Origin of the sequence: Pantoea sp. JV6, from assembly GCF_025910055.1 — a bacterium.
Taxonomy (GTDB): domain Bacteria; phylum Pseudomonadota; class Gammaproteobacteria; order Enterobacterales; family Enterobacteriaceae; genus Pantoea; species Pantoea agglomerans.
Window position 1 is genome coordinate 12,186 of record NZ_JAPCIM010000024.1, and the last position, 22,576, is coordinate 34,761.

General features: G+C 50.7%; 17 protein-coding genes and 3 pseudogenes. 13 read left to right on the forward strand and 7 right to left on the reverse strand.

The genetic code is table 11. The features are described from left to right. Positions 1–401: 401 nt before the first annotated feature. The 7 genes from OK412_RS22020 (at position 402) to OK412_RS22050 (ending at position 8,360) form a co-directional block, all read left to right on the forward strand. A complete protein-coding gene (locus OK412_RS22020; protein ID WP_264353555.1) occupies positions 402–998 on the forward strand; it encodes a fimbrial protein in 597 nt (198 codons plus the stop codon). Between the two features lie 156 nt (positions 999–1,154). Beyond that, the gene (locus OK412_RS22025; protein ID WP_264353556.1) at positions 1,155–1,763 is read left to right on the forward strand and encodes a fimbria/pilus periplasmic chaperone; all 609 of its coding nucleotides are present in this window, start codon (positions 1,155–1,157) and stop codon (positions 1,761–1,763) included. Between the two features lie 32 nt (positions 1,764–1,795). Further along, positions 1,796–4,456: a fimbria/pilus outer membrane usher protein gene (locus tag OK412_RS22030; protein WP_264353557.1), complete on the forward strand. Its 2,661-nt coding sequence runs from the start codon at positions 1,796–1,798 to the stop codon at positions 4,454–4,456. A 74-nt stretch (positions 4,457–4,530) separates the two neighbouring features. Continuing rightward, positions 4,531–5,109, forward strand: a complete 579-nt coding sequence (locus OK412_RS22035; protein ID WP_264353558.1) for a fimbrial protein — start codon at positions 4,531–4,533, stop codon at positions 5,107–5,109. A gap of 17 nt (positions 5,110–5,126) precedes the next feature. Then, positions 5,127–5,666, forward strand: coding sequence for a fimbrial protein (locus OK412_RS22040; RefSeq protein ID WP_264353559.1), 540 nt, complete (start codon positions 5,127–5,129; stop codon positions 5,664–5,666). A 350-nt stretch (positions 5,667–6,016) separates the two neighbouring features. After that, positions 6,017–6,940: a hypothetical protein gene (locus OK412_RS22045; RefSeq protein ID WP_264353560.1), complete on the forward strand. Its 924-nt coding sequence runs from the start codon at positions 6,017–6,019 to the stop codon at positions 6,938–6,940. A gap of 892 nt (positions 6,941–7,832) precedes the next feature. Next, the gene (locus tag OK412_RS22050) at positions 7,833–8,360 is read left to right on the forward strand and encodes a hypothetical protein (protein ID WP_264353561.1); all 528 of its coding nucleotides are present in this window, start codon (positions 7,833–7,835) and stop codon (positions 8,358–8,360) included. Positions 8,361–8,732: 372 nt separating this feature from the next. Here the strand turns inward: OK412_RS22050 and OK412_RS23575 are convergent, their stop codons facing one another. Further along, on the reverse strand, positions 8,733–8,885 hold the full coding sequence (locus OK412_RS23575; RefSeq protein ID WP_413629125.1) for a hypothetical protein: 153 nt from the start codon (positions 8,883–8,885) through the stop codon (positions 8,733–8,735). On the opposite strand from OK412_RS23575, the gene OK412_RS22055 reads away from it, so the two are divergent. Beyond that, positions 8,837–9,049 carry a hypothetical protein gene (locus OK412_RS22055; RefSeq protein WP_264353562.1) on the forward strand — a complete coding sequence of 71 codons (213 nt, stop codon included), beginning with the start codon at positions 8,837–8,839 and terminating at the stop codon, positions 9,047–9,049. The genes OK412_RS23575 and OK412_RS22055 overlap by 49 nt on opposite strands. Before the next feature lie 1,162 nt (positions 9,050–10,211). Here the strand turns inward: OK412_RS22055 and OK412_RS22060 are convergent. After that, positions 10,212–11,108 carry a thioredoxin domain-containing protein gene (locus tag OK412_RS22060; RefSeq protein ID WP_264353563.1) on the reverse strand — a complete coding sequence of 299 codons (897 nt, stop codon included), beginning with the start codon at positions 11,106–11,108 and terminating at the stop codon, positions 10,212–10,214. A gap of 32 nt (positions 11,109–11,140) precedes the next feature. Between OK412_RS22060 and OK412_RS22065 the strand changes: the two genes are divergently transcribed. Both OK412_RS22065 and OK412_RS22070 read left to right on the forward strand, forming a co-directional pair. Next, entirely contained in the window at positions 11,141–11,428 is a 288-nt protein-coding gene (locus tag OK412_RS22065) for a hypothetical protein (RefSeq protein WP_264353564.1), read from the forward strand. Between the two features lie 731 nt (positions 11,429–12,159). After that, positions 12,160–12,927: a glycosyltransferase family 25 protein gene (locus OK412_RS22070; RefSeq protein ID WP_264353565.1), complete on the forward strand. Its 768-nt coding sequence runs from the start codon at positions 12,160–12,162 to the stop codon at positions 12,925–12,927. Positions 12,928–13,060: 133 nt separating this feature from the next. On the opposite strand, the gene OK412_RS22075 is transcribed toward OK412_RS22070, so the two are convergent. From OK412_RS22075 to OK412_RS22085, 3 genes are read right to left on the reverse strand one after another with little or no spacing between them, the layout of a single operon-like run. After that, complete coding sequence (locus OK412_RS22075) at positions 13,061–14,431, reverse strand: TolC family protein (RefSeq protein WP_264353566.1); 1,371 nt, start codon at positions 14,429–14,431, stop codon at positions 13,061–13,063. A gap of 3 nt (positions 14,432–14,434) precedes the next feature. Beyond that, on the reverse strand, positions 14,435–16,375 hold the full coding sequence (locus tag OK412_RS22080) for a MacB family efflux pump subunit (RefSeq protein WP_264353567.1): 1,941 nt from the start codon (positions 16,373–16,375) through the stop codon (positions 14,435–14,437). Then, on the reverse strand, positions 16,372–17,559 hold the full coding sequence (locus OK412_RS22085; RefSeq protein WP_264353568.1) for an efflux RND transporter periplasmic adaptor subunit: 1,188 nt from the start codon (positions 17,557–17,559) through the stop codon (positions 16,372–16,374). Before OK412_RS22085 ends, OK412_RS22080 begins: the two co-directional genes overlap by 4 nt. 178 nt (positions 17,560–17,737) lie before the next feature. Here OK412_RS22085 and OK412_RS22090 point away from each other — a divergent pair. From OK412_RS22090 to OK412_RS23580, 3 genes and pseudogenes are all read left to right on the forward strand, one after another. Then, positions 17,738–18,256 (forward strand): annotated as a pseudogene (locus OK412_RS22090) (DUF4158 domain-containing protein). Between the two features lie 169 nt (positions 18,257–18,425). Further along, positions 18,426–18,740: a hypothetical protein gene (locus OK412_RS22095; RefSeq protein WP_264353569.1), complete on the forward strand. Its 315-nt coding sequence runs from the start codon at positions 18,426–18,428 to the stop codon at positions 18,738–18,740. A 32-nt stretch (positions 18,741–18,772) separates the two neighbouring features. Continuing rightward, positions 18,773–19,172, forward strand: a pseudogene (locus tag OK412_RS23580) (Tn3 family transposase). Positions 19,173–19,238: 66 nt separating this feature from the next. On the opposite strand, the pseudogene OK412_RS22100 reads toward OK412_RS23580, so the two are convergent. Together OK412_RS22100 and OK412_RS22105 are read right to left on the reverse strand one after the other, a co-directional pair. Then, a pseudogene (locus OK412_RS22100) lies at positions 19,239–19,461 on the reverse strand (recombinase family protein); the annotation flags it as partial. A 228-nt stretch (positions 19,462–19,689) separates the two neighbouring features. Next, the gene (locus OK412_RS22105) at positions 19,690–22,533 is read right to left on the reverse strand and encodes an RHS repeat domain-containing protein (RefSeq protein ID WP_319633957.1); all 2,844 of its coding nucleotides are present in this window, start codon (positions 22,531–22,533) and stop codon (positions 19,690–19,692) included. Positions 22,534–22,576: the final 43 nt, after the last annotated feature.

A 22,576-nucleotide genomic window follows, 5' to 3' on the forward strand; every position in this document is an offset into this window, starting at 1 on the left:
AAACTGAACGAAGTTGCGGAACAGATTCTAAATTTATTTTGAAAGAGCAATTGGGAAATTCTTGTTTATAAACATGCAGATATAAGCGCGGCTTGTCCTGCTTTCTGTTCGGTGAGACCGATATTCCCAGCTTCCTTGAAAGCCTCTAACGATGAATTTGATTATTTTGATCGTTATTGACGATCAGTTTCAGGCGTGGATAATGCTGTTTCGTCATTACTTGTGACGTTTCTGGTTATTGATTTAATCCATTTCTCTAAGTGCCGATTTTTTAAATGGTCTCTCTGGGAGTTGGAGCATAATAAATTACCTGACCGAAAATAATGATGACGCCTGATAAGGCGTAAACCATTTAATTGAACTTTTTTTAGTACGTTAATTTTTTTAAAGGAAAAATAGTGATGAAAAAAATCATTTTGGCTTCGTTATTACCAGTATTAATGGCTGGGGCATTCTCCGCTTATGCTGGTCCTGGCGACGGCGTGGCACCTAAGCCTATCAGTGTTGACGGTGGCAAAATTAACTTCACCGGCTCCGTTGTGGCTGCGCCGTGTGCAGTCGATAACTCATCTGATGGACAGAGTGTAAAGTTGGGGCAAATTGCCACCAACCAGTTGTCACAAAAAGGTGCCACCGGATCCGCTGTGCCTTTTACCATTAAGCTCGTTGGTTGCGACCTTTCCCCTCAGGCTGGTGATACAGAGGCCACGACTAACTACACCAAAGCATCCATTACGTTCAGTGGCTCAACTGTGGATGCCACCACCCTGCAGGTGACGGCGGATGGTGCCGGTCAGCAGCCTGCTAAAAATGTTGGAATCCAGATTATGCAGGCTAACAAAGCCGTGAATGTTGATGGTACAGGCAGCACCACTGCACAAAACATTATTGCGGGTGAAAATGAGCTCCCGTTCACTGCCACTTATGTGGCAACTGATGCATCGGTTACGGCGGGGACGGCTAACAGCTCCGTTAACTTCAAGGTGAACTACGAGTAATCGCAGGCCAGCCGCGTCCGCAGCGCCCTTGCTGCGGACTTCGTTCATTACTATCAGAGAAAAATCGTGTCCGCCTATACATTACGTAACGCCCTGTTTGCTGCCCTTGTGTCAACAGCCTGTCTGATGCCTTCTCTGGCAAGCGCCGGAGGTATCATGCTAGGAGGTACCCGCATTATTTACCCGTTAAATCAGAAACAGGTTTCAGTGTCTGTTCGCAACACTTCAGAACAGAGCAGTTTCCTGGTTCAGTCATGGGTTGAGCAACCAGATGAAAAAAAGAGTCAGAATTTTATTGTTACCCCGCCACTGTATGTCAGCGGGCCGGGTAATGAGAACACCCTTCGTCTGATGTACGTTGGTGCGCCGGCAACGGCTGACCGGGAGACAATCTATTACTTCAATGCCAAAGCCATCCCTTCCGTAGACAAGAAGAATATGGAAGGCAAAAACATGCTCCTGCTGGCTGCAGTAACGCGCATCAAACTATTCCTTCGCCCGGCAGGGCTGACGCCGACAGCAGATAAAGCCCCGGCTGAGCTGACCTTTCATCGTAATGGGGGCCAGATGCGAATTGATAACCCCACACCATATTATCTCACGCTTGTTGAACTGAAAGCTGGCGGAAAGAAGCTGCCTGACACCATGGTTGCACCACGCAGCAGTAGCACGCTGGATATTTCTTCTTCCGCAGGCGCTGTAACGTTCCGGACGATAAATGACTATGGTGCAGCGACGCCAGAAATGCGTGCAGAGCTGAAGTAACAACTTCGTTTTTTTGAATCGGGTGTCGGCGTATGCATGCTTTGCATCAGCACAGTCAACAACACAACGAAACACAACTCATGCCACGACGCAGAGGTGCATTGTCACCAGTTGCGATATGCGTTGCGGCGACGCTGATAATCCCTGCTTGTGTGCGTGCCGAACTTTACTTTCCGGCAGAGCTCGTCGCGTCTGATGCACAGATGGTGGCAGACCTTTCACGGTTCGGGAAGGAGGGCGCTCAGTTGCCCGGAAATTATCAGGTTGATGTTTATGTCAATAATAAACTGGTGACTAATCGTACCCTGCGGTTTACTGATGCCGGTTCTCATGCTGATAATAAGAATGCCGCCGGACGCGATATATCAGATATCAGGGACCGGACAGGGCTCATGGCATGCCTTACCCGCCAGGACCTGGATGAGTTCGGGGTTAACCTGAAACCATTTCCCGCTTTACAGTCGGTAAAGGAAGATAAATGCATTTCTCCGGGAAAGTTTATTCCCGACGCATTTACTTCATTTGATTTCCAGAAAATGCGGCTTGATATCAGCGTGCCGCAGGCGGCGATGCAAAATCGTGCACGTGGCTATATCCCAACGGATAAGTGGGATGAAGGAATAAATGCAGCCATGCTGAATTATAGTTTCAGCGGTAATACAAGCCACGGTCATTACGGCGACAGCAGCAGTCACTACCTTAACCTGAACGGCGGGCTTAACGTCGGGCCCTGGCGTCTGCGGGATTACCGTACATGGAGTGAATATGACAGCCGTTATTATCGCTACCGTAAATGGCAGCGCGTAAAAACGTACGCTGAGAGCGCAATTGTTCCACTGCGCAGCGAAATTGTTCTGGGGGACAGCACAACCAGTGGCGATGTCTTTGATTCTATTGGTTTCAGGGGGATGCAGATGGAGACAGATGACAGCATGTACCCTGACAGCCTGAGGGGATTTGCACCCGTCATTCGGGGTGTGGCCACAACTAACGCCAGCGTCAGTATAAAGCAGAACGGCTACACGGTTTATCAGGCCTTTGTTTCACCTGGCGCCTTCGCGATTGATGACCTTTATCCGGTTTACTCCAGCGGCGACCTCGAGGTTACCGTCACGGAAGCGGATGGCAGTAAGCATATTTTTACAGTGCCGTATTCATCCGTTCCGGTACTTCAGCGGGAAGGGCACCTGAAATATGCTCTGACGGCCGGGCGTTTTCAGTCGGGAAGTGACAGTTATAACAGTCCTGAGTTCACTCAGGGTACGTTGATTTGGGGTCTGCCACATAACGTAACCGTTTATGGTGGCATGCAGTATTCGCAGTTCTATCTTGCCGGCCTGCTCGGCGGCGGGCTGAATCTGGGGCTGCTGGGGGCCCTCTCCGCCGATATTACCCAGGCGGACAGCACGCTTGCTGATGGAACGCGTCATCAGGGACAGTCCCTGAGATTTTTATATGCACGCTCGCTCAACTCTCTGGGAACAACCTTCCAGTTAACAGGATACCGTTACTCCACGCAGGGGTTCCACACGCTAGATGAAACCGCTCTGCGCGGAATGACGGGCTGGCGGTACGACACGGATACCGTTGATGCAGAAGGAAAACCAGTAAAACGCCCTTATACCGACTATTACAACCTTTACAACAACCGGCGGGCAAAAATTCAGGCGAGCATCTCACAGCGGGTGGGGGATGTTGGTTCTGTCTACCTAACCGGCGTCAGGCAGACATACTGGAACCGTGCGGGCGCCGCAGATTCCCTGCAGGCCGGATTTAACAGCTCTTTCGGGAGAGTCGGCTACAGTCTGTCCTGGAGTTATAGCCGACAGGGCGGACAGGATGGCGCGGATAAATCGCTTTATCTCTCCCTGTCCGTTCCACTGAGCGTCCTCTTGTCCGGAGAGGGAGAGAGCACCCGTAATCCGCTTTATTCCACCTACACAGTAGGTCAGGATGCTAACGGAAATATTACTCATCAGGCAGGTCTGAGCGGCACGACATTTGAGGATAACAGCCTTGGCTGGAACGTCTCCCAGGGGTATACGCGCAGCAATGGAAACAGCGGCAGTCTGAGTGCGAACTACAGGGGTGGATACGGGAGTGGCAACGCAGGTTACAGCTACAGCAATACCTACAAACAGGTCAGCTATGGTGCCAGCGGGGGGGCACTGCTACATGCAAACGGCCTAACCCTGGGCCAACAGATGGGAGATACCGTTGTTTTGATTGCTGCACCCGGGGTAAACGGAGTGGCGGTGGAAAATGAAACCGGTGTTCGTACTGACTGGCGCGGATATGCAATTAAGCCTTATGCCTCCGTTTATCGGGAAAACCGGATTGCGTTGGACACCGCGTCACTGGATGACCATACCGATATCGATGATGCCGTCAGTCATGTCGTGCCCACCCGGGGCGCTATTGTGCGGGCCTCGTTTAAAGGGCATTCAGGCAGCCGGGTGCTGATGACGCTGATAAACAACGGCAAACCGCTGCCTTTTGGGACGATGGTCAGTGCCGGGGATAGAATGGGCATTGTCGGGGATGACGGTCTGGTTTATCTGTCTGGGATGTCGAATGAGGGAACGGTTAGTGCGGTGTGGGGGGATGGCGAGGGTGGCAGGTGCTCCGCTCCGTGGAAGCTGCCTGAGGCAGCCAGCCAGTCTGTCATCAGAATCAGCAGCATATGTCGATAACAGACCTCTTCTGGATAGAGGGCTGGCACTATTGGCCGAAATGCAAAGCATGATTAATCACAGGTTAACAGGAAATGAAAAAAAATTTTACATATGGTTTCAGACATAAATCAGCGGCGGTGATGGCAGTATCTGCGGCTTTATTGTCAGGCGCACTGGCAGGACCTACGACAGCGGCATCAGACCCGGTTACAATCAAAATTACAGGCGCCATTGTTGATAACACCTGTACGGTCAGTAAAGAGCAGGCAGTTGAGCTTAATACAGTATCTGTCAGAGATTTTGAGGGAAATAACTCAACCCTCGGGTTTAAGATGGTTGATGTGGAGTTAAAAGACTGCGGTCCGGGTATAACCCGGGGGCTGAAAATTACCACATCCGGAAACGAAGATGCAGCAGACCCTTCTCGTTATGCATTCAAAAATGCAGATACAGGCAGTGATGCAGCAAAGGGAGTCGGGCTTCGTTTTTACAAATCCGAAGATGGCTCGCAGCCATTTAAGGTGAACGATACGGATGGAATTACCACTACGTCTCTGAAACAAGGGGACAACACACTTAAGTTTGGAGCTGCGTATGTCGTGACCAATGAAGATTCTCTTGCCGCGGGGAGTTTCAGCACCACGGTAAATCTTACGCTGGCGTATCAGTAATAATTAGGGAGGGTAAAATGAAAGTAAATAAGCAATTTTTTTTTGCAACGGCTGCGCTGATGACCGCCTTTACGGGAGTAAGTCGGCCGGCTCTGGCGGGAGATTCTGCTATGGTAACAATTACAGGAATGGTCAGGGCTAATACCTGTACAGTAGGTGATACGGCATCAGGTGAACTTGCCCCGGTATCTGTCAGAGATTTCAAGGGGGTTGCTGGTACTCCTGTTGGGTCTGCCAACGTTCCGGTTGTATTCTCAGGATGTGGTAAGCAGGCCAACGGCGTTAAGGTTAAGGTCACCGGAACGCCAGTAGGGAGTGATGGGGCGTTCAAAAATGATAACGATGGAAAGGAAGGCGGAGCGACAAATGTTGGCGTTTATTTTTACGATACTGACGGAACAACATTAATTAAGGCGGGAACGGATGTGGATGCAAAGGAACAGTCGTTTACTACAGATACTACACTGAATTACAAGGCAAGCTATGTGTCAACAGCAAGTGATGTAGGGGCGGGGTCTGTTGTGACAACAATCACAATGAGCTTTACATACCAGTAGCTGCTGATGAAATAATATATTTGACGGAGATTAATGGCCTGCAAGGTATTTTTACAATAACTAGTTTTTAGAGTTTAAAGTTCAAAAGTTTTCAAGATGATTCTCTCAGGGCGGGTGTGAAGCATATATTAAAAATTTCTGCTGTGACTGAGAATGCACTGACAACACTGGCATGGCATTGCCCGGTTGGATAAGTTTTGGCCTCAGCGGTATTAATCTATATAACGAAAGATTAGATTATTCGCCTCAGATTTACTCCATCCGATGCTCAGACTAGCGTCTTTAATGGCGTTTTGGATGTAACTAGTTTCTGCAGATACCAATTATCGAAAATACGTAAGAGATGAGATATGTCAAAACGTGTTCTAATCCGGCATTATACCGGAAATGCAATTAAATTTATCCTACCCGCACTGATGTTCATGATGCTGATATTACCGCATTTATGCTTTGCTGTTTCTGATACTCTTGTTAGTGCGTTGGATGTGAAGGGTACCACAGGGACTGCTTACTGGAGCGCTCCGAATACCCCATTTCATGCTTCTAAAATCAAAGGTATCTCTATAGATAACAGCAATACTGGCTCAAATTGGCTCCCCTCATCTGGACTTGGGATCGTGAATAACTGTTCTTTTACCATCACAACCGAAGAAGGGAAAACTGAGAATATAATCGCATCACTAAATAGCACACATGCTGACTCAGAGTCTTACTTCCCAGAACCGGTTAATATTGCCTCCTACAGTATAACCTGCCGAGCGAAGCTGACAAATGAAAGCCAAAGTAATATTGTTATGGACGGCCGTTATGTTTTTTATGTGAATTTCATAACAGAACGCGGATACGGACTCGTCGTCAACGGGCAGATATCAAAAGGTACGCTTTACACATCTCCATCATGTACTTTATCCGTACCTGACACAGCTATTAACTTTATGGGTGATGCGGCCAGCTTTATAAGCGGTATCCGCCGCAGCGCATCCTTCAGTGCGACTTGTGAGGGAACGTCGAGTGCAACGTTAACGCTCATTGGTTCAGGGCCGATTGACACGGAAGGTTGCCTGTCTGCTCAAAAAAAAGGCGATCTTAGTCAGGCGCTAAGATTATGTACGGATGGTTTTAAGCTTGATGGCTCAAACAGCAAAGCCTTAAGGATGGACGATAGTGGAAACAGTACAGGCAGTATCGATTTCACGTTATCATCATATAACAATGAAGAACCTCAGCCTGGTGATTACACAACAACTGTCTATGCAGTGATTGCTCCTGATTAAGCGTGCTTATGTGTCAACTGCAAGTGATGTAGGGGCTGGGTCTGTTGCGACAACAATCACGATGAGTTTACTTGACGCTGTACACCATTCTGTGTAAATACCTTTTCTCAGAAGTGACCGTCCAGGCGGTCACCGAACTCGATAATAAAGCGGCTCTACAATTACGATGTGTTTTACTTATTCCTGGCAATGCTAGGCAATATTAGATGCGCGACCCTGTATACGCAATACTCTTTCCGGGGGGGGGTATCTATTGGCTTTAAGGCTTTTCTTTTTGAAGTATTATATTTTTCATCCATAAGTGCGACTTCTACAAGTTCTGGTGCGTTTAGTATAGATTTGGAGTTCGCCACAATATCAATAAGTGGCAAGCTAAATGGCAGCATGGATAATTCAGCTTCGGAAGCGCAGGAAATAACCCAGGCTTGAAGTTTTCGAGAGACTTGAGACTTAATTTCCCTTCCTCTATAACACTTTGCGGTATAATCGATGGGGCAACAACTTCAACGAAAATAGTGAGGGGAATTTCGCATGGTGATTTACATATGCATGGGGGTGATCTCTTTACGTGATACTGAATACATTGAACTAAAACACCTCAATAATATTAGTAGCGATTTCTCCGCTATGGAGTTTAACCATGATTTAAACACGAAGAACAGGTGCTGCACTTTTCGCAAAATATGCTGGAAGTATGTTGCTAATTAAGTGAGTGTGAAAAGGTTTATGTGAAAAAAGATAAATTATTAGGCGACTACTGTCAGTAGTGGAAGCGTCCGGCAATTAGGTGCACCGGGCACACGCGGGGGCGTTCACACCGCTGACCAGTACGTACGCGCATAGCGCAAATGGAGTGGCGGCAGGGGGTGCAGGACGTGAGGAGGGAAGGGAGATGGCAGACGTTTTGGAAGAGGCGATGATGGTGATAGCCCTGACGGAGGGGCTGAAAATCCACCAGATTCGCAGCCGGCTGGCGGGGCCGGAGCGGGCGACGTGCGAGGTTTGCGGCGAGGCGATACCGGCGGGAGCTGGTGCAGACGGCGGTCACCTGCGTGACCTGCCAGGAAATCCGGGAGTTCCGTCAGAAGACGGGCATACTCTGATGCCGCACCGGGAGGCGACTGACGGCTGGGTGATATCAGGCGTGGCGGTGCCGCCACCGGATGACGCCAGTCCGGATAATCTGCTCCGGTCCTTGGACAGCTACGGCTTTGAGGAGTGCTCGCGCATCTGCGTCTTCATCCGGGAGGTGTGCGGTCTGCACCTGACCCGGGCGGACTACGCGTGGATCAGTGAGGAGCTGAAGGCGTGCCTGCAGAACCACGATAAAGGGCGCAGGCGAGCGTACTTTTACGAACTTCGTTACCTGCAGATGCGGATCGAATACCTGCTGTCGCTGGGCAGCCTGTTTCAGGGCTGACCCCGGGGCTGCAACAGGTATCAGACTGAAAACAGGGGCGATAAAGATGAAAGCAGAAAGACGTTCAGCCGCGACATTACTGGCCGCAGTGATGCTGATGGCGGCGCGGGCCCGGCGGCCACGTGCATCCTGAGGCTGTTGAACCCGGACTCGCGCACCGCAGCGGCAGCCCTTGATTCAGGCACTGAGCTGCTGACGGCCACCTGCGAGTCAGGCCCACCGGTATCCAAACTATCCCCTAAATATAGCGCCAAAGCTTCCAGCTCAGGCTAGCCGGAGATAGCGCTGGTTGATTTACCAAGAGTATATCGGAGAGAAACTGCTGTCGGGACCGCCATACTTCAGTCTGACAAAGGTAGTGAACACGCAGGACTACAGACCGGATAAAATAAATGCGGCCCGCTCTTCTGGTCCGCAAAAAGGTAACCTGATGAGGTTATATCTGTGTCTGCTGTAAGACTCAACCATTGCATGAAATGTCTGAACTGCTTCCTGGAAAAATTGCTTACGCTCCGTATCCTGCACAAAGATATCTTCCCATGGCGGCGCATGAACACGGTTTGAGAATACCGGAACAATACAATCGTCCTTTCAATGTGCGACGGCACGGGCAAATTACAGAGCGCAAGATAACCGACAACATCCGGCAGCCCCCGGTCAAAGAAAAATGGCGTTTTGCTTTGGGCTGACTCATGCCAGGAACGTAACTCCCAAGTTCAGCATCAGTTCGGCAAAAGATTCCCTGTCTATCCATGGCAGCGCATTTCCGCCGATCGCTACCTGATCTTTTATTATTGCGCGCCCGGCCTCAGCTGCTGTCGGAAAACTTTTTGTTCCATGACTGCTTTAGATGCCACTTCTCCTGCCTGCATCTGCAAACACAGAGCAAGTCGAAAAAACGATGCCTAATGTATTGTTTTTAACATTCATAATGTTTTTTTAAAGAAATCGCTAATAATTTATCAGTTCAATCTGATTTAAATGAGACACACGCTCTTGTCGCTGAACCACTCAGCTGGATGCTGTGGTGCCGGGTGCCTCCCGGTGAGTCAGAAAAGCCAGAACCTGACCCGCATTACCGAGCAATTACGCAATTACTGTTTTGCCAACATGTTAAACACCGCTGACTTGACTTAGCCCCACCGCATAGGGGGATTCACCACAGCGAGGGAAGTATATCAGCGGTTGCTTCAACAATGTTTCAACCCGGCATAAATTAAAAATCCCACCACTTATGAAAGAGGCGGGGTAGAGAGCTGGCATCCTCTCCGCTAAATAAACATCGCGAATAATATGACTGCTCCTGAAAAGACGGCCACAAGCTAAGCGCATCGGCCATTGGAGCGTGAGCAACTTTTCTTTGAAGCGTCAACTCCACTAGATATTATTCATCCTTGTAAAGGCAAGATTATGATAAAAAATAGATACAGCTCTGTACCCCAGTGTGAACGCTGATACCCAAAATTGCCTGGAATATTTATTTTTTTTGATATTACACACAGTATTTGCGCCGCAAACCGTTGACGCGATACGTTGTCGTTTTTTCAAATAGAATACATAGAATACTAATTATGTTAAATTGGATATTAACAGCGCACTTATCGCTTCGATACTGCTCCATTCTTTTCTGGTGTTCCGGCAATCGCACTGGCCTGCGTCTTCGAACTGATCCCTTCAAACTTATTGCCTGGTAAGAACCCCGGACGACGATTCGGTCCGGGGTTGGTTTCATGACCGATCAGTTATTTGAGATGCGAACGCAACTCTTCACCCGCCTGATTAATGGCTGTTCTGACCGTGGGTTCCTGACGGTAGTTGATAAGTGACGAAATGATTCTGTATATGCCGTTGTTAGTGGCCGGCCTGACCCTGAACTTTATCGATCGCATCCTGCAGCATCGATTCCATTGCGCCGCCAGGGAATACCGTTACGGTCTCTGCGGTCGCACCCGCTACAGGCATCACAATGATTCCCGGCGTGCCCTGAAAGCCTGAATTTTTCGCCAGCATATCCGTGCGCGACAATGTCCCGAGCATATCGTAGTTTTTTAACTTACCGCCACCCGCTGCAGAAGCTGCCTTAGTGACATCTTTATGTGTCAGCGCCCCTTCAATATGACCACTGGCAAACAGTGCATTGTGGTAATGCATATAGGCATCGCCGCCCTTTTGCTGCCAGATTCTTAAACCTGTTTCGGCTGCTTCAAAAGAGGGTTTCCAGCGATAGCCAAAAATCGGCCACTCTTTAAAAATAAAGCGCACCTGAGGATTATTTTTCATCAATGACTGAATGACGGGTGCCTGACGGGCACAGACGCTGCACTGATAATCGAAGAATTCTATAACCGCGACTTTAGCGTCCTCAGGCCCAATGGCGGGCACCGTTTTATCATTCAGCAATTCATCCTGATGTTGAATTGCCGCAGTGGTCATCGCTTTCATCTGCTCATCATACTGAATTTTCTGCAGTTTCTGATCGACTTCAATCAGAAATTCCGGGTGCTTCAGCAGCCAGGCTTTCGCTACCTCGCCAATACGGGCTTCCTGTTCAGGTGTAAACAGCGGTTCATCGGCGGTGGCTGGAGTCTCAGCGGGTTTCTGCGGGATATTCCCATCCGTTGTCTGCTGCTCTGTTATGGCCGCAGGATGTGTCTCACTCTTTTCTGCCCCGGAAGGTGCATCAGTTGTCAGATTAACAGCCGGTGAAGGTTTATTGCTGTCAGGTTGTGGTGGAACCGGCGCAGACATCGTGTCTTCCTGTGGTGCCGGAGCCGAACCGGATGCAGCGACTGGCGCAGTCGCGACAGACTGTTGCTCTGCTGCTGTGGGTCCGGATGACGCTGTTGCTACGGAATCAGCGGGTTGCTGCAATGCCGGAGCGGTTGGTGCCGCTGACGCGGCTGGCCAATCAGAACTGGCAGGCGATTGCGAGCTCGTGTCCGGCTGTGAAACAGCGGATGCTGCAGGTTCAGGTTGGGTGCTTACGACGCTTTTGTCTGCGGAATCAGAAGCTGACAACTCTGCCGCCATTGCAGTTGAAACGCCGTGAGCGCCAGCCAGTAACATAATGGCCAGCGCCAGTTTATTCATTTTCATTACTTGTCGTCCTGAATGTGAGGTCATCACTCTGATGCCTGGCTGTCTGATGCCTGGCTGTCTGATGTCCATTCCCGGTAGCGCCTGTAAGAGATCGCCTGCGCTGCAATGCCAGAGCAGGCCAACAGTGATGACAAAAAAGAGCGGCGCTGCTTATGATGCAGCGCTGCTCTGGCTATTTTCATTAGCTGATCCTGTAACTTATTGACTTAAGTCATATAAAGCAGAGTTAAGCAGGTAACTGCCCTGTTTTTGTGACTGAATTGAGTTTTCTTAAAAATTAATATACCTTATCAGTCTTACAATCAACCGCAGTAAAACAAAGTTGCAAAAAAACTTGATAATTAAAAAACTCTCGAGCTAAAAAATTAATCTCTAGAAATTGATTTCAATCAATAAAATAAGGTTGTTCCATTCGCTTGTTTAACTGCGATTGCTTTTGCATAAAGCATAATCCCTTTTGTGAGAGCGATCTCACGATACAGCCACATAAATTTTTTTAATTGCATCGATACTCTGTTTCACCCTACGATTGGTGCGTTTCACTCTGCTGTTTATGATGTATCTAGCTGTTATAGGCGTTTCGAGGCATTACATTTTTCCTGTGCCCTCCTTGCTGTTTTTAAAACAATGAAAAGTGTGTTTTTATGGCAGTCATGACTTTTTGATAAATTTCCCACAATGTACATTCATTGGATTTCATGTGATAAAGGTATTCGTCATTAATCTGGCGCGTTCAACTGAGCGTCGGGACACCATGGAGCAACAGCTCACTCTCCTCAATCTGGATTACGAAATAGTAGAAGCAGTTGATGGCTCACTGCTCTCATTCTCAGATATCGCGAAAGAAACAAGGCCGCTTAACTATGCTGTTGAACCAGGAGAAATCGGTTGTGCACTAAGCCACATATCAATATACCGTAAGATAGTTTCTGAAAATATAGAATGTGCTCTTATAATTGAAGACGATGCAATCCTCTCAGATAACTTACCTTTACTGATGAGTGAATTAATTCATGAGCCTCAAAATAAGGCGTGTTTAACTTTGCTTACACCTGTAAGTGAATATGTTGCCAGGCCATTAACTTATCTATCGGCCTCGTTTACTATGCATACTCTCATCGAAGGCACCGGAGCCTATGGCTATGTTGTCAACAATATGGCTGCAAAGAGATTAATTGAATTTCTATATCCGATCTGGCTAATAAGCGATCGGTGGCAATTTCTTCGTGATAATGGTGTGTGTAATGTATGCTGCATTAATCCACCTTTAATATCTCACCCACCTTCCTTAAATAGCGAGTTATACAAAACATCTACTATCCAAAGTGGCTTTGAATTGTCCGCCATGAAGGATGTTATATGGCGAAAAATAAAAGCGAATTGTAAGGTAACTGTTAAGCTCCGTAGTTTTTTTTGGACTGTTATTTTGCGTAATTTATTGAATACCAGAAGGATAAGAAGTTCATAAGTTCACCTCTGCATATCATATCAATTTATAGTGCGATTTAAAGCATGTTCTTTATCTTAAAGAAACTCTATACTTTAAACGAGCGCCGTAGAAAGAAAAACCGTTTTATGATTAGGTAAATGAATTAGCAAGATTAAGGAAATGCAGGCGACCCGCCAAACTCGAGATAAATTTTTGCCAGATTCTGCAACTGATTAAAGCGGTTTTCATCCAGCAGCAGTTCCGCCTGACGGCGTTTTTCCTGAGCATCGAGCCAGGACGAGATACGTGCTGCGCCCTGCCGATAACGCACTTCGTTTAACCGCTCCGACTTACGCGCAAGCTCCAGTCCCTCCCGAAGCCTTGTCTCCTGAGCCAGCAACTGATTACGCAGGGAAAGCTCGTCTTCGATGCTGCTCATCGCCTTATAAAGCAGCTGTTTAAACTCCAGCACTCGCTGCTCGTAATCGTTACGGGCAATTTTTACCTCGACGCCCCGCTGCCGCCACTCCAGGAACGGCAGCGTCAGGTTAGCGCCTACGGAGCCGACCGGATTATGTAGGAACGTCAGCAGCGAAGTGCTGCTGGTACCGAGAGCGCCGGTCAGGCTGAAGGCGGGATAATATTCGGTACGCTTGATATCAACCGTAGCCAGCGCCTCACGCACCCGCCACTCTTTAGCGCTGATGTCAGGCCGGTGCATCAGCACGCTGGCAGGAATATTCGCATTTACCTCTGGCAGGTTTCCTTTTGGCAGTGATGTTGGCTCGACTATCGGGCTGCCCGGCGCGGCACCGAGCAAGACCGCCTGCTGATTTAGTCCCTGCAAACGCTCCCGCTGTAGCCCGGTAAACCGGTTTTCCTGCGCTAGCAGGCTTTGTTGCGCGTCCACTACATCCAGCAATGAGGCACCTCCCGCGCGATAGCGAGCCTCGGCCAGACGCAGCGTCTCTTTTGCATAGTCGATACTCTGCTGGAGGACGGCAATCTGCTGGTTCACAAAGCTGATGCGCCAGTAACTATTACTGGCCTCTGAAAGCAGCGTCAGGCGGGCTGAGCGAAAATCCTCTTCGCTGGCATGGCTTGCCCACTCCGCGGCATCGCGCTGACGGGCAATTTTACCCCAGAGATCCAGCTCATAGCTGGTGCTGAGGCTGGCGGAGCTGCTCCTTGTCCAGCCGAACGAGTTATTCAGCTGGTTTTTTCCGTCCACGCCCAGCGAACCTTTTAGTCCAAGAGCGTTGGTGATACCTACTCTTTCCGCGTCCAGTCGCGCCCGATACACCCGCAGCACGGCTATAGCCACGTCGTTATTACTTGCCATCACCTGGCGGAGCCAGTTATCGAGATGAGGATCGTTAAAAGCTTTCCAGTCAAACGGGGCTATATCTCCGGCCATATCGCTTTTGTTCCAGCTGGCGGGATAGCTCACTTCGGGAGCGCGATAGTCGCTTTTTAACGTGTTTGCGCAGCCAGCGCTGAGCGCGGTGGCAAGGCATAAAGCCAAAGGTGATAAAATTTTCATAGGTTATTCGCTGGCCAGTGAAACGATCGGGTCCATCCTTGCCGCCTTGCGGGCGGGGAGATAACCGAAGATCATGCCGATTAAGGTTGAACAGAAAAACGCAGTGGCGGCGGCCTGCCACGAATATATAGCCGTGAACATTCCGCCCGCCAGGGCGGTAAAGAGCGCGCCTGCGGCATACGACACCGCGATGCCTAACGCACCGCCAATCAGGCAAACCAGTACGGCCTCAATCATAAACTGCTGCATGATGTCGCTGCGTCTCGCACCTACCGCCATGCGTACGCCAATTTCATGAGTTCGTTCTGTCACAGACACCAGCATGATGTTCATCACCCCGATACTGCCGATCATTAGCGAGATACAGGCGACCATCAGAATTAAAATGCTGAAGGTCATTGAGGTGCGTTCGATAGATTTTCTGATCTGTTCGAAGTTATAGAGCTGGAAGTCTTTTACGCCGTGACGCTGGTTTAACAGCTGGGAAATAGCGCTAACCGCCGCCTCGTTAGCCACATTATCTTTTAGCCTGACGCTAATGCTGTTTAGAGTTGTTTTGCCTACCATGCGGTACATCACCGTGCTGTAAGGCATCCACACGGTAATGCGGTTTGGCTCATAGTTTCGGTTGTTGCTTTTGGCGATGCCCACCACGCGTGCCGGTACGGAACCAAGGAAGACAATTTGCCCCAGCGCCTGTAGCCCCGCGTCGTCGAAAATCGCCTTGCGGGCGTTCTCATCAATAATGACTTCCTGAAGGGCATTGCGATCGTCCCTGAAGGTCGCCCCCTGCAATAACTCAATACCGTTTACCCGGAAATGATCCCGTCCGACGCCGTTGATGGAAGCAGTTGCAGATTTACCGAGAAAACGAATGTTGTCTGAGGCGCTAACTTCCGGGCTTACGCTATCTATAAATCCTTGCTTGGCCAGCGCATCAGCGTCCGCAGGTACCAGCGTTCGAATGCCTTCGATGCTGTCATCGAAAAAATCTCGTCCGGGATAAATGCTGACCACGTTGGTCCCCAGATCTTTAATATTCTCAAGCGTCTTCTGCTTGGCACCCTCACCCAATGCCACGACGGTGACGACGGCGGCAATACCGAAAACAATCCCGGTCATGGTAAGCGAGGTGCGTAAGCGGTGCGAGTTCATCGCTTTTAGCGCCATTTTCAGCGATTCACGCGTACGATCGAGCAGCGTTTTCCAACGGCTTTGCCGGATGCGTTTAGGCGGCGGCAGCGTTTCCGTCGCAGTTACACAAATACCGCTATCAGCGATAATTTCGCCGTCACGCAGCTCAATAATACGCTTCGCGTGCTGGGCGACCTTCATATCGTGGGTCACCATCATTACGGTATGGCCATGCTGATTAAGCTCGCTCAGAATGGCTAACACTTCTTGCCCGGACTGCGAGTCCAGCGCGCCAGTCGGCTCGTCCGCAAGGATTATCTCTCCGCCGTTGATCAGCGCTCGGGCAATACTGACGCGCTGCTGCTGGCCGCCTGAAAGTTCACTAGGCTTATGGTGCTCACGCCCTTCCAGCCCAAGTCTGCCAAGCAGTGCGGTCGCACGCAGCCGACGATTGTCGCGTTCGCTGTTGGCGTAAATGGCCGGGATCTCAACGTTGCCAAGCGCGCTAAGGTCAGGCATCAAATGGTAGCGCTGGAAGATAAAACCGATATGTTCCCGGCGCACTCTGGCCAGTTCATCGGGCGAAAGGTGGGCGGCGTTTTGCCCGCCGATGTAGTAATCGCCACTGTCGGGTACGTCGAGGCAGCCCATGATGTTCATCAGCGTTGATTTGCCCGAACCTGAGGCACCGATGATCGCCACCATTTCTCCGGCCTCGATAGTCAAATCGACCTTTTTCAGGACGGTCAGCGCCTGGCCACCGTTGCCGTAAGTTCGGCTAATGCCTTTTAGCTCAATGATGTTTCTCACAGCACAAACCCTTCCCCTGGCGCTTTATCAACCGGCTGCGACAGCACGATATTTTCCCCGACCTTTAAGCCTTCGAGGATCTGAATATCCACGCTGTTGGTGATGCCGGTTTTCACATCCCGGGTTTCGACCTTGCCGTCAGCCGCCAGCACCTGAACCTGCTGCTTATTTCCCTCGGCTCTGCGCACTGCCTGAATGGGCACCAGCAGCGTATCTTTGGCTTCGCCAGCAAGCAGCTTAACCTGCGCAGTCATGGCAATACGGAGTCGGTTTTCTGGGTTAGGTACGTCGAGCAGAGCGTTGTAATAAACGGACGCATTTGAGGTGCCGGAGCCTGATGCCGAACTGCTGCTGGCAAGTGAGTCATCTTTCATCACCGACTCCGGTGCCAGCTCAACGGTACGCAGCGTCGCGTCGTAGTGTTTGTCCGGCTCGGAGAAGATAGTGAAACGGGCTTTTTGACCTGCGGAAATACGGGTGATGTCGGCCTCGGAGATCTGCGCTTTAATGGTCATGACGTCCAGACGCGCCAGCTTGATGATGGTCGGCGCACTCTGGCTTGAGTTAACGGTCTGCCCCTGCTGAGTGATGACGGCGATAACAATACCGTCCATCGGCGCTACGACTCGCGTATAGCCAAGATCGACCTTTTTCTTATCCACTTCTATCTGCGCCTGAACCAATTTAGCATGCAGTGACAGTAATTCAGCGCGCGTGGTGGAAAGCGTTGCCTCCGCAGACTCAAAATCTTCGTGCGAACTGGCATTTTCACTTAACATCTGGCGCTGGCGTTTAAAACGCAGTTCAGCCTGTTTCAGGAGCGCCTGCTTCGACTGGAGTTCGGCTTTCACTTCGTTGAGCGCGGCTTCGACGTTGCGCAAGTCATTACGCTGAGGCTCGTCGTCAATGTCGGCAATCAACTGCCCTTTTGTCACGTGGTCGCCCAGCTTCACTTTCAGTGATTTCACCTGGCCTGATACCTGCGCCCCTACGTTAACGCGTTCAATCGCGTCAATGCGGCCGGTCGCCAGAACTGAATTTTCTATATCGCCTTTGCGCACTGGAGCCGTAACATATTCCGGCACATCAGGGCTGCTGAGAAAGAAGAACAAAGCGATGATAAGAACGATGAGCAGCGCCACGGTAAAGGCGACGGCGCGGCGAGAGAGATATTTCGTTAACATTGTGCAGGTGTTCCATAACGATGAAAGCGGAGATCTAAGTTCTCATAGTAAATGCCACAGTCTTTACTGAAGCTAAACACGGTGCACCTGTTTAGATTTTATCCTGAAGTGGCAAAAGGGTTACCCGTTTGCGTAACTTAAACTCATTCTCTTACGGACATGAATTTTCGGGGTCAGGATGACAACGCATGGCAGGGCGACAGGCAAAAGCGTACGATTATCGATTTTAAACGATGCCGCATACGAAGCATTGTATGGCCTCCCTGATTTCGATGAGGGACAGCAGCAAGAATTTTTATCACTTTCAGCGGCCGAGCTGGAGCTTGCAACCCGCCGTTCTGGTTTACCGGCCCGCAGTTACTGCATCGTGCAGATGGGTTATTTCAAAGCCAAGCATGCCTTCTTTCGCTTTACGCCTCAGGAAGTGGAGGGAGATTACAGGTTTGTGGCCTGGCGTTACTTTAGCGAAGCCTCTTTTCCCTAAAAAACCATTACTGACCATAAAGACTATGCCCAGCACAAACTTATCGCTGACTTCTTCGGGTATCGTCTGTGGTCTGGTTCGGTTACTACAGCACTTAATTCCTGGGCAGTACAGCTCGTACGTCGTGACGTTACCCCGGGGTTTGTGTCAACGGAACTCATTTGCTGGCTAAACGAAAATAAAATCATCCGCCCGGCGTATTTCACTCTGTAGAAATCGTCAGCACCGCGCTGATGGCCGAACGGTAGCGTCTGGCAGATATTCTCACCTCCCCCCTTGATACTGAAACACGCAATGGACTGAAGGTACTCCTGAAGAAAGAAGGCACTCTGTCCGGTCTGGCCGTGCTGAAACAGGAAGCCAAAAATTTCGCGGGCGGCAGATGGACGTCGAACGGAAGAAAATAGAGCGGCTGGCACCTTTATACCGGGTAGCGCGGCGACCGCTGCCCGGGCTCGTAATTACACAACCAAATATGCTTAATTTTGCCAGCCGGGCCTGTTTTTACACTAGCCATGATTTGCGCAATCTTAAACAGGAGCAGAGTGGGTTATGCCTGCTGTGTTATGTCTGGCTTCGCTACCGTCAGTTGTCTGACAATCTGGTCAATGCCGTGATGTGGCATATGAAGCAGATGGAAGACCGCTGCAAGGAGGAGGCGAAAAAAATCTTTGAAGCGGGCCTGCTGCAAATATAGCAGGAGAGCAGAAAAGGGGCCGCCTGCTGTCTCTGTTTCGCAGTCTTTACATCCTCCGGTATCTTTGTGATCCGCAGATAGCCAGAAACAGCCACCGCTCACAAAACCGCATTGAATCATGGCATCGATTGCGCTGGTGGGGGCAAAAATGGACTGAGAGGTCAGAACGATTGCGAGCAGGAAATCAGTAATCAGTGCGGACGGTTACTCAGTAGCGTGATCATTTATTACACTTCAGCTCTGCTGTCGCGGCTTTTGCAGAAATATGAAGTCAGTGGCAATACACGTGGTCTGGAGAGTATCAGACATCTCTCTCCCGTGGCGCGGCAACATACCTTTCTTAATGGCCCTTACACTTTGATCAGTGAAGGAAGAGAACTGGATCTGGATTCCCTGATTGAGCGGCTAACGTTGATATCAGACGAAAAGTGACAGACGTGACAAAATTTTGGACTGTTCCGGCTTACTACCCCTATTTAGGGCATACACAATGTCCTACAGGTCCTTAATGCTGCGTACTGGCGGTACACGCGGGTCACCTTCAACGTATCCCTGGGGTATAGGAACTCCAGGAGCAACTGCAACTTGCTCCTTCCGGCCCGGCCGCTTCCGCTGGTTTTTTCAGCCCAATGATTTTACACTCGGCGGCACGCAGGATTTGCTTCTGGAGTGTAAGGCCATGCGCGTAAGTAAAAACGTGGTCATAACTGTAAAGTGCCATAATGATGAAAACGGCCTCGTTTAACTCCAGATGGTGAAAACCTAATATCAGGATGGAATAAAAACAACCCAAATGAGACAGGAAATCGTCTCACCGGATTGTCTGCTTTGGGTTTACTAATAAAAGAAAAATCAAAAGCTATTGTGGAAAAACAGCCTGAATTATTTTAACAAGATACATCCAGCGCGGACTCGCGATTAGAGACTGAATTCCATATTGTCTTCCTGCTTATAATGTACGATATGCTAAGACAGACTCATCAAACTCACCTGCTTGAGAATAAGTGATTTCTTTCAGATTCAATTGATAGTGAGATATTTCTCCAGAATTATTTCTGAATTTCTGGAAAGACTGATGCGTAAATATAGCCTTTGTAGAATATAAATACTCTGCCTCGTCACTGACTGATAATGCTGTGTTTACTCCCTCGCCACTAAATCCATTCTCCAAAACAATCAAAATATTAGCATCACCCTGCCTTTTTTGAAAAAAGCTGGTTGCCACTGACCTGTTAGCAGAAAAAGACAGCATTGTTCTGGGTTTGTAAATTGCCGTTAGTGTTTCTTTGTTGTATATTGGTAAGTCTATTTCTTCATAAAACTTAACGTCCTCTTTTGTGATTTTAGCCCCGCGATATAATTCACGGCCTCCCCTTTTATGCTTACTTTTATTTGTCCTGTAAATGTAATCATTAATATCCCTGACCATTGATACATCAATTTTAGACGCCATGGAATATAAATCACTCTCTATAGTTCTGCCTGAGCGCCCCTCAAAATGATCCGGATGTCGCTGCTTTAGTTCCTTGACAACTGCGTCTGGATTAATGTACTTAGGTATTCCCTTTGACATTTCTTTAATCTGACTGTATGCAGCTTCAGAAGAATAAATGCTCTTAAAAAGATCTAATTTTTTTTCAGTCTCTCTACTTAGTGGTTTTCTTTCCCATTCACTCTCAGATTTTGAGGATCCCGGCATTGCTTTGTTTTTATCCGGGCTTAAGCCATAATTATCGATAAAGGTTACAGGATTATTGCGTACCATCCTGAACAGGTTCAGCCCGTCCGCTGTCCCCGCCGGATCTGCACTCAGCCACCTGCCCGCCCACGGCTGGTAGTACCGGTACCCGTAGTAGTACAGCCCCGTCGCATCCCGCTCCTTACCTGAGTAGCGCACCGTTTTATAATTTACTTCGCTCTGGCTGCGCGCCGTCAGGACCGCCGTGCCCCCGTACGGGTAGTATTCCTCCGCGCTGATGACGTTCCCGTCACCGTCCAGCTCCAGCCCGATGCTGCCGGTAAGGTTATCGTAGCTGTAACGGAGCTGGTCATTGCTGATGCCATCCGGTTTTCCGCTCTCCCGGTGCAGCACACGCACCTGCGCCCGGCCCGCCTCGTCCGCCTTGATAACCTGCAGGCTTTCCGTTTCTGCGTCGCCGGATTTTGTTGTGCGAAGCTCCAGCCCCGCCAGATACAGCACCCGCTGCGCCTGCGTGCTGCTGCCGGTTTTCTGCACGCAGACCTTCAGCACGCGCTGGCTGTCGGCGTCGTAGCGGTAGCTTTCCCGGTCGTCGGCCGCCCCGTCGCGCGCTACCGGCGTGACCTTCAGCAGCTCGTTACGCGGCGTCCAGATGAGGCACTGCCCCGGCTGCAGCTGCGTCTGCTGGCCGCCGGCGGTGAACAGCGCGTCCACCTCTGCAGTATTTTCCGTCAGGGTGCTCAGCACGCCCCGGTTGCTGCGGTTACTGATGGTGATGTCTGTGGTGTAACTGTTGTTTGTGGCCGGTGCATTGTGCCTGATTTGCGTCAGGTTGCCGGCTTCGTCGTAGCTGTAGGTACGGGTGTAGTTTGTATACGCAGAGCTGTCGGCGGGGAGGGGAACGGTGGCGGAAGGAAGACGGCTGCCCAGCTGACCGGCTCCGGCCGTCTCGCGCCCGGTGGCGCGGACCAGCTGGTACAGGCTGTCGTAAACGTACGTGTTTTCCGGCACCACCTTCTGGTTGCGCCAGAAGCGCGTCTCTTCCGCGTCGTTGCTGACCTTCAGGACGTTGCCGACCGGGTCGTACTCATAGCGCAGGTCCTGCAGCACCTTCGCCCCGGCGGCATGCCCGGCCGGACGCTCCGTTTTAATCCCGATCAGGCGCTGCGTCTCCGGCTCGTAGGTGTAGGTGGTTACGACGCCGTTGCCGTGCGCCTCGCGCAGCTTCTGCCCGGCGGCGGAGTACGTCAGGGAGGCCACGATAACCTGCTCCGCGCCGCCTTTCAGCGTCAGCCAGCTGCTCGACAGCAGGCCGGCCACGTCGTATGCCACGCGCTGCAGGTTGCCCCTGGCGTCGGTGGTGGTCAGCACCGCCCCGCCTGCGTCCGCGGCGGTCAGGGTGGTGAATGTCTCAGCGGCCAGCCGGTCGTTCCAGGCTGAGGCGTTCGCGCCCTGCCAGTCGGCTGCCACATCGGGGTTGTCCGCGTCCTTCAGCAGGCGGCGGCTGACGCAGCGCGGCACGCCGGTCAGGGCGATGCTGTCCGTCTGCATCAGGCCGGCGGTGTCGTAGTGGCTGACGCACCGGCCTGCCAGGTTGCGGGCTTTTTCTGCATCAGTGTCGCCGGCGTAGACGAAGCGCTCCGTGACCCGGGGCGGGCCGCCTGCTGGCTGCTCCGTGATGCTCAGCGGGCGGCCGGGCAGGGAGGCGTTCTCATACCGCCAGGTGCGGGTCACCGCCTGGCTTCGGTCCTGCGCGCCGTCGCCTGTGGTGCGGATATTACTGACCGTCAGAAACGGCCGGCCGGCGGCGTCGTTCAGGCTGACGGTGGTGCCGGCGTCAGCGCTGACGGTAACCAGGACGCCTCCCGCCAGGTCAGTGATGTGTCGGAAGTTCGCCAGCCCCGCTGCGTGCAGGCGCGGGTCAGTGCTCTGCGTCAGAAAGCCGCGGGCACTGTACCGGTGGCGCGTAATGCGTTCGTTTGTCGTATGGGGGGTGTCGGGATGGCGGTGGTACACAATATCGCGCACGGTGAGGCCGCGGCTGTCGAGGACCGTGACCGAAGGGGTGCTGCTGTAAAGGGATATGGCTGTCATAAAATATCACTCGTACTCGCTGGAAAATACTGGCAGCGGTGCT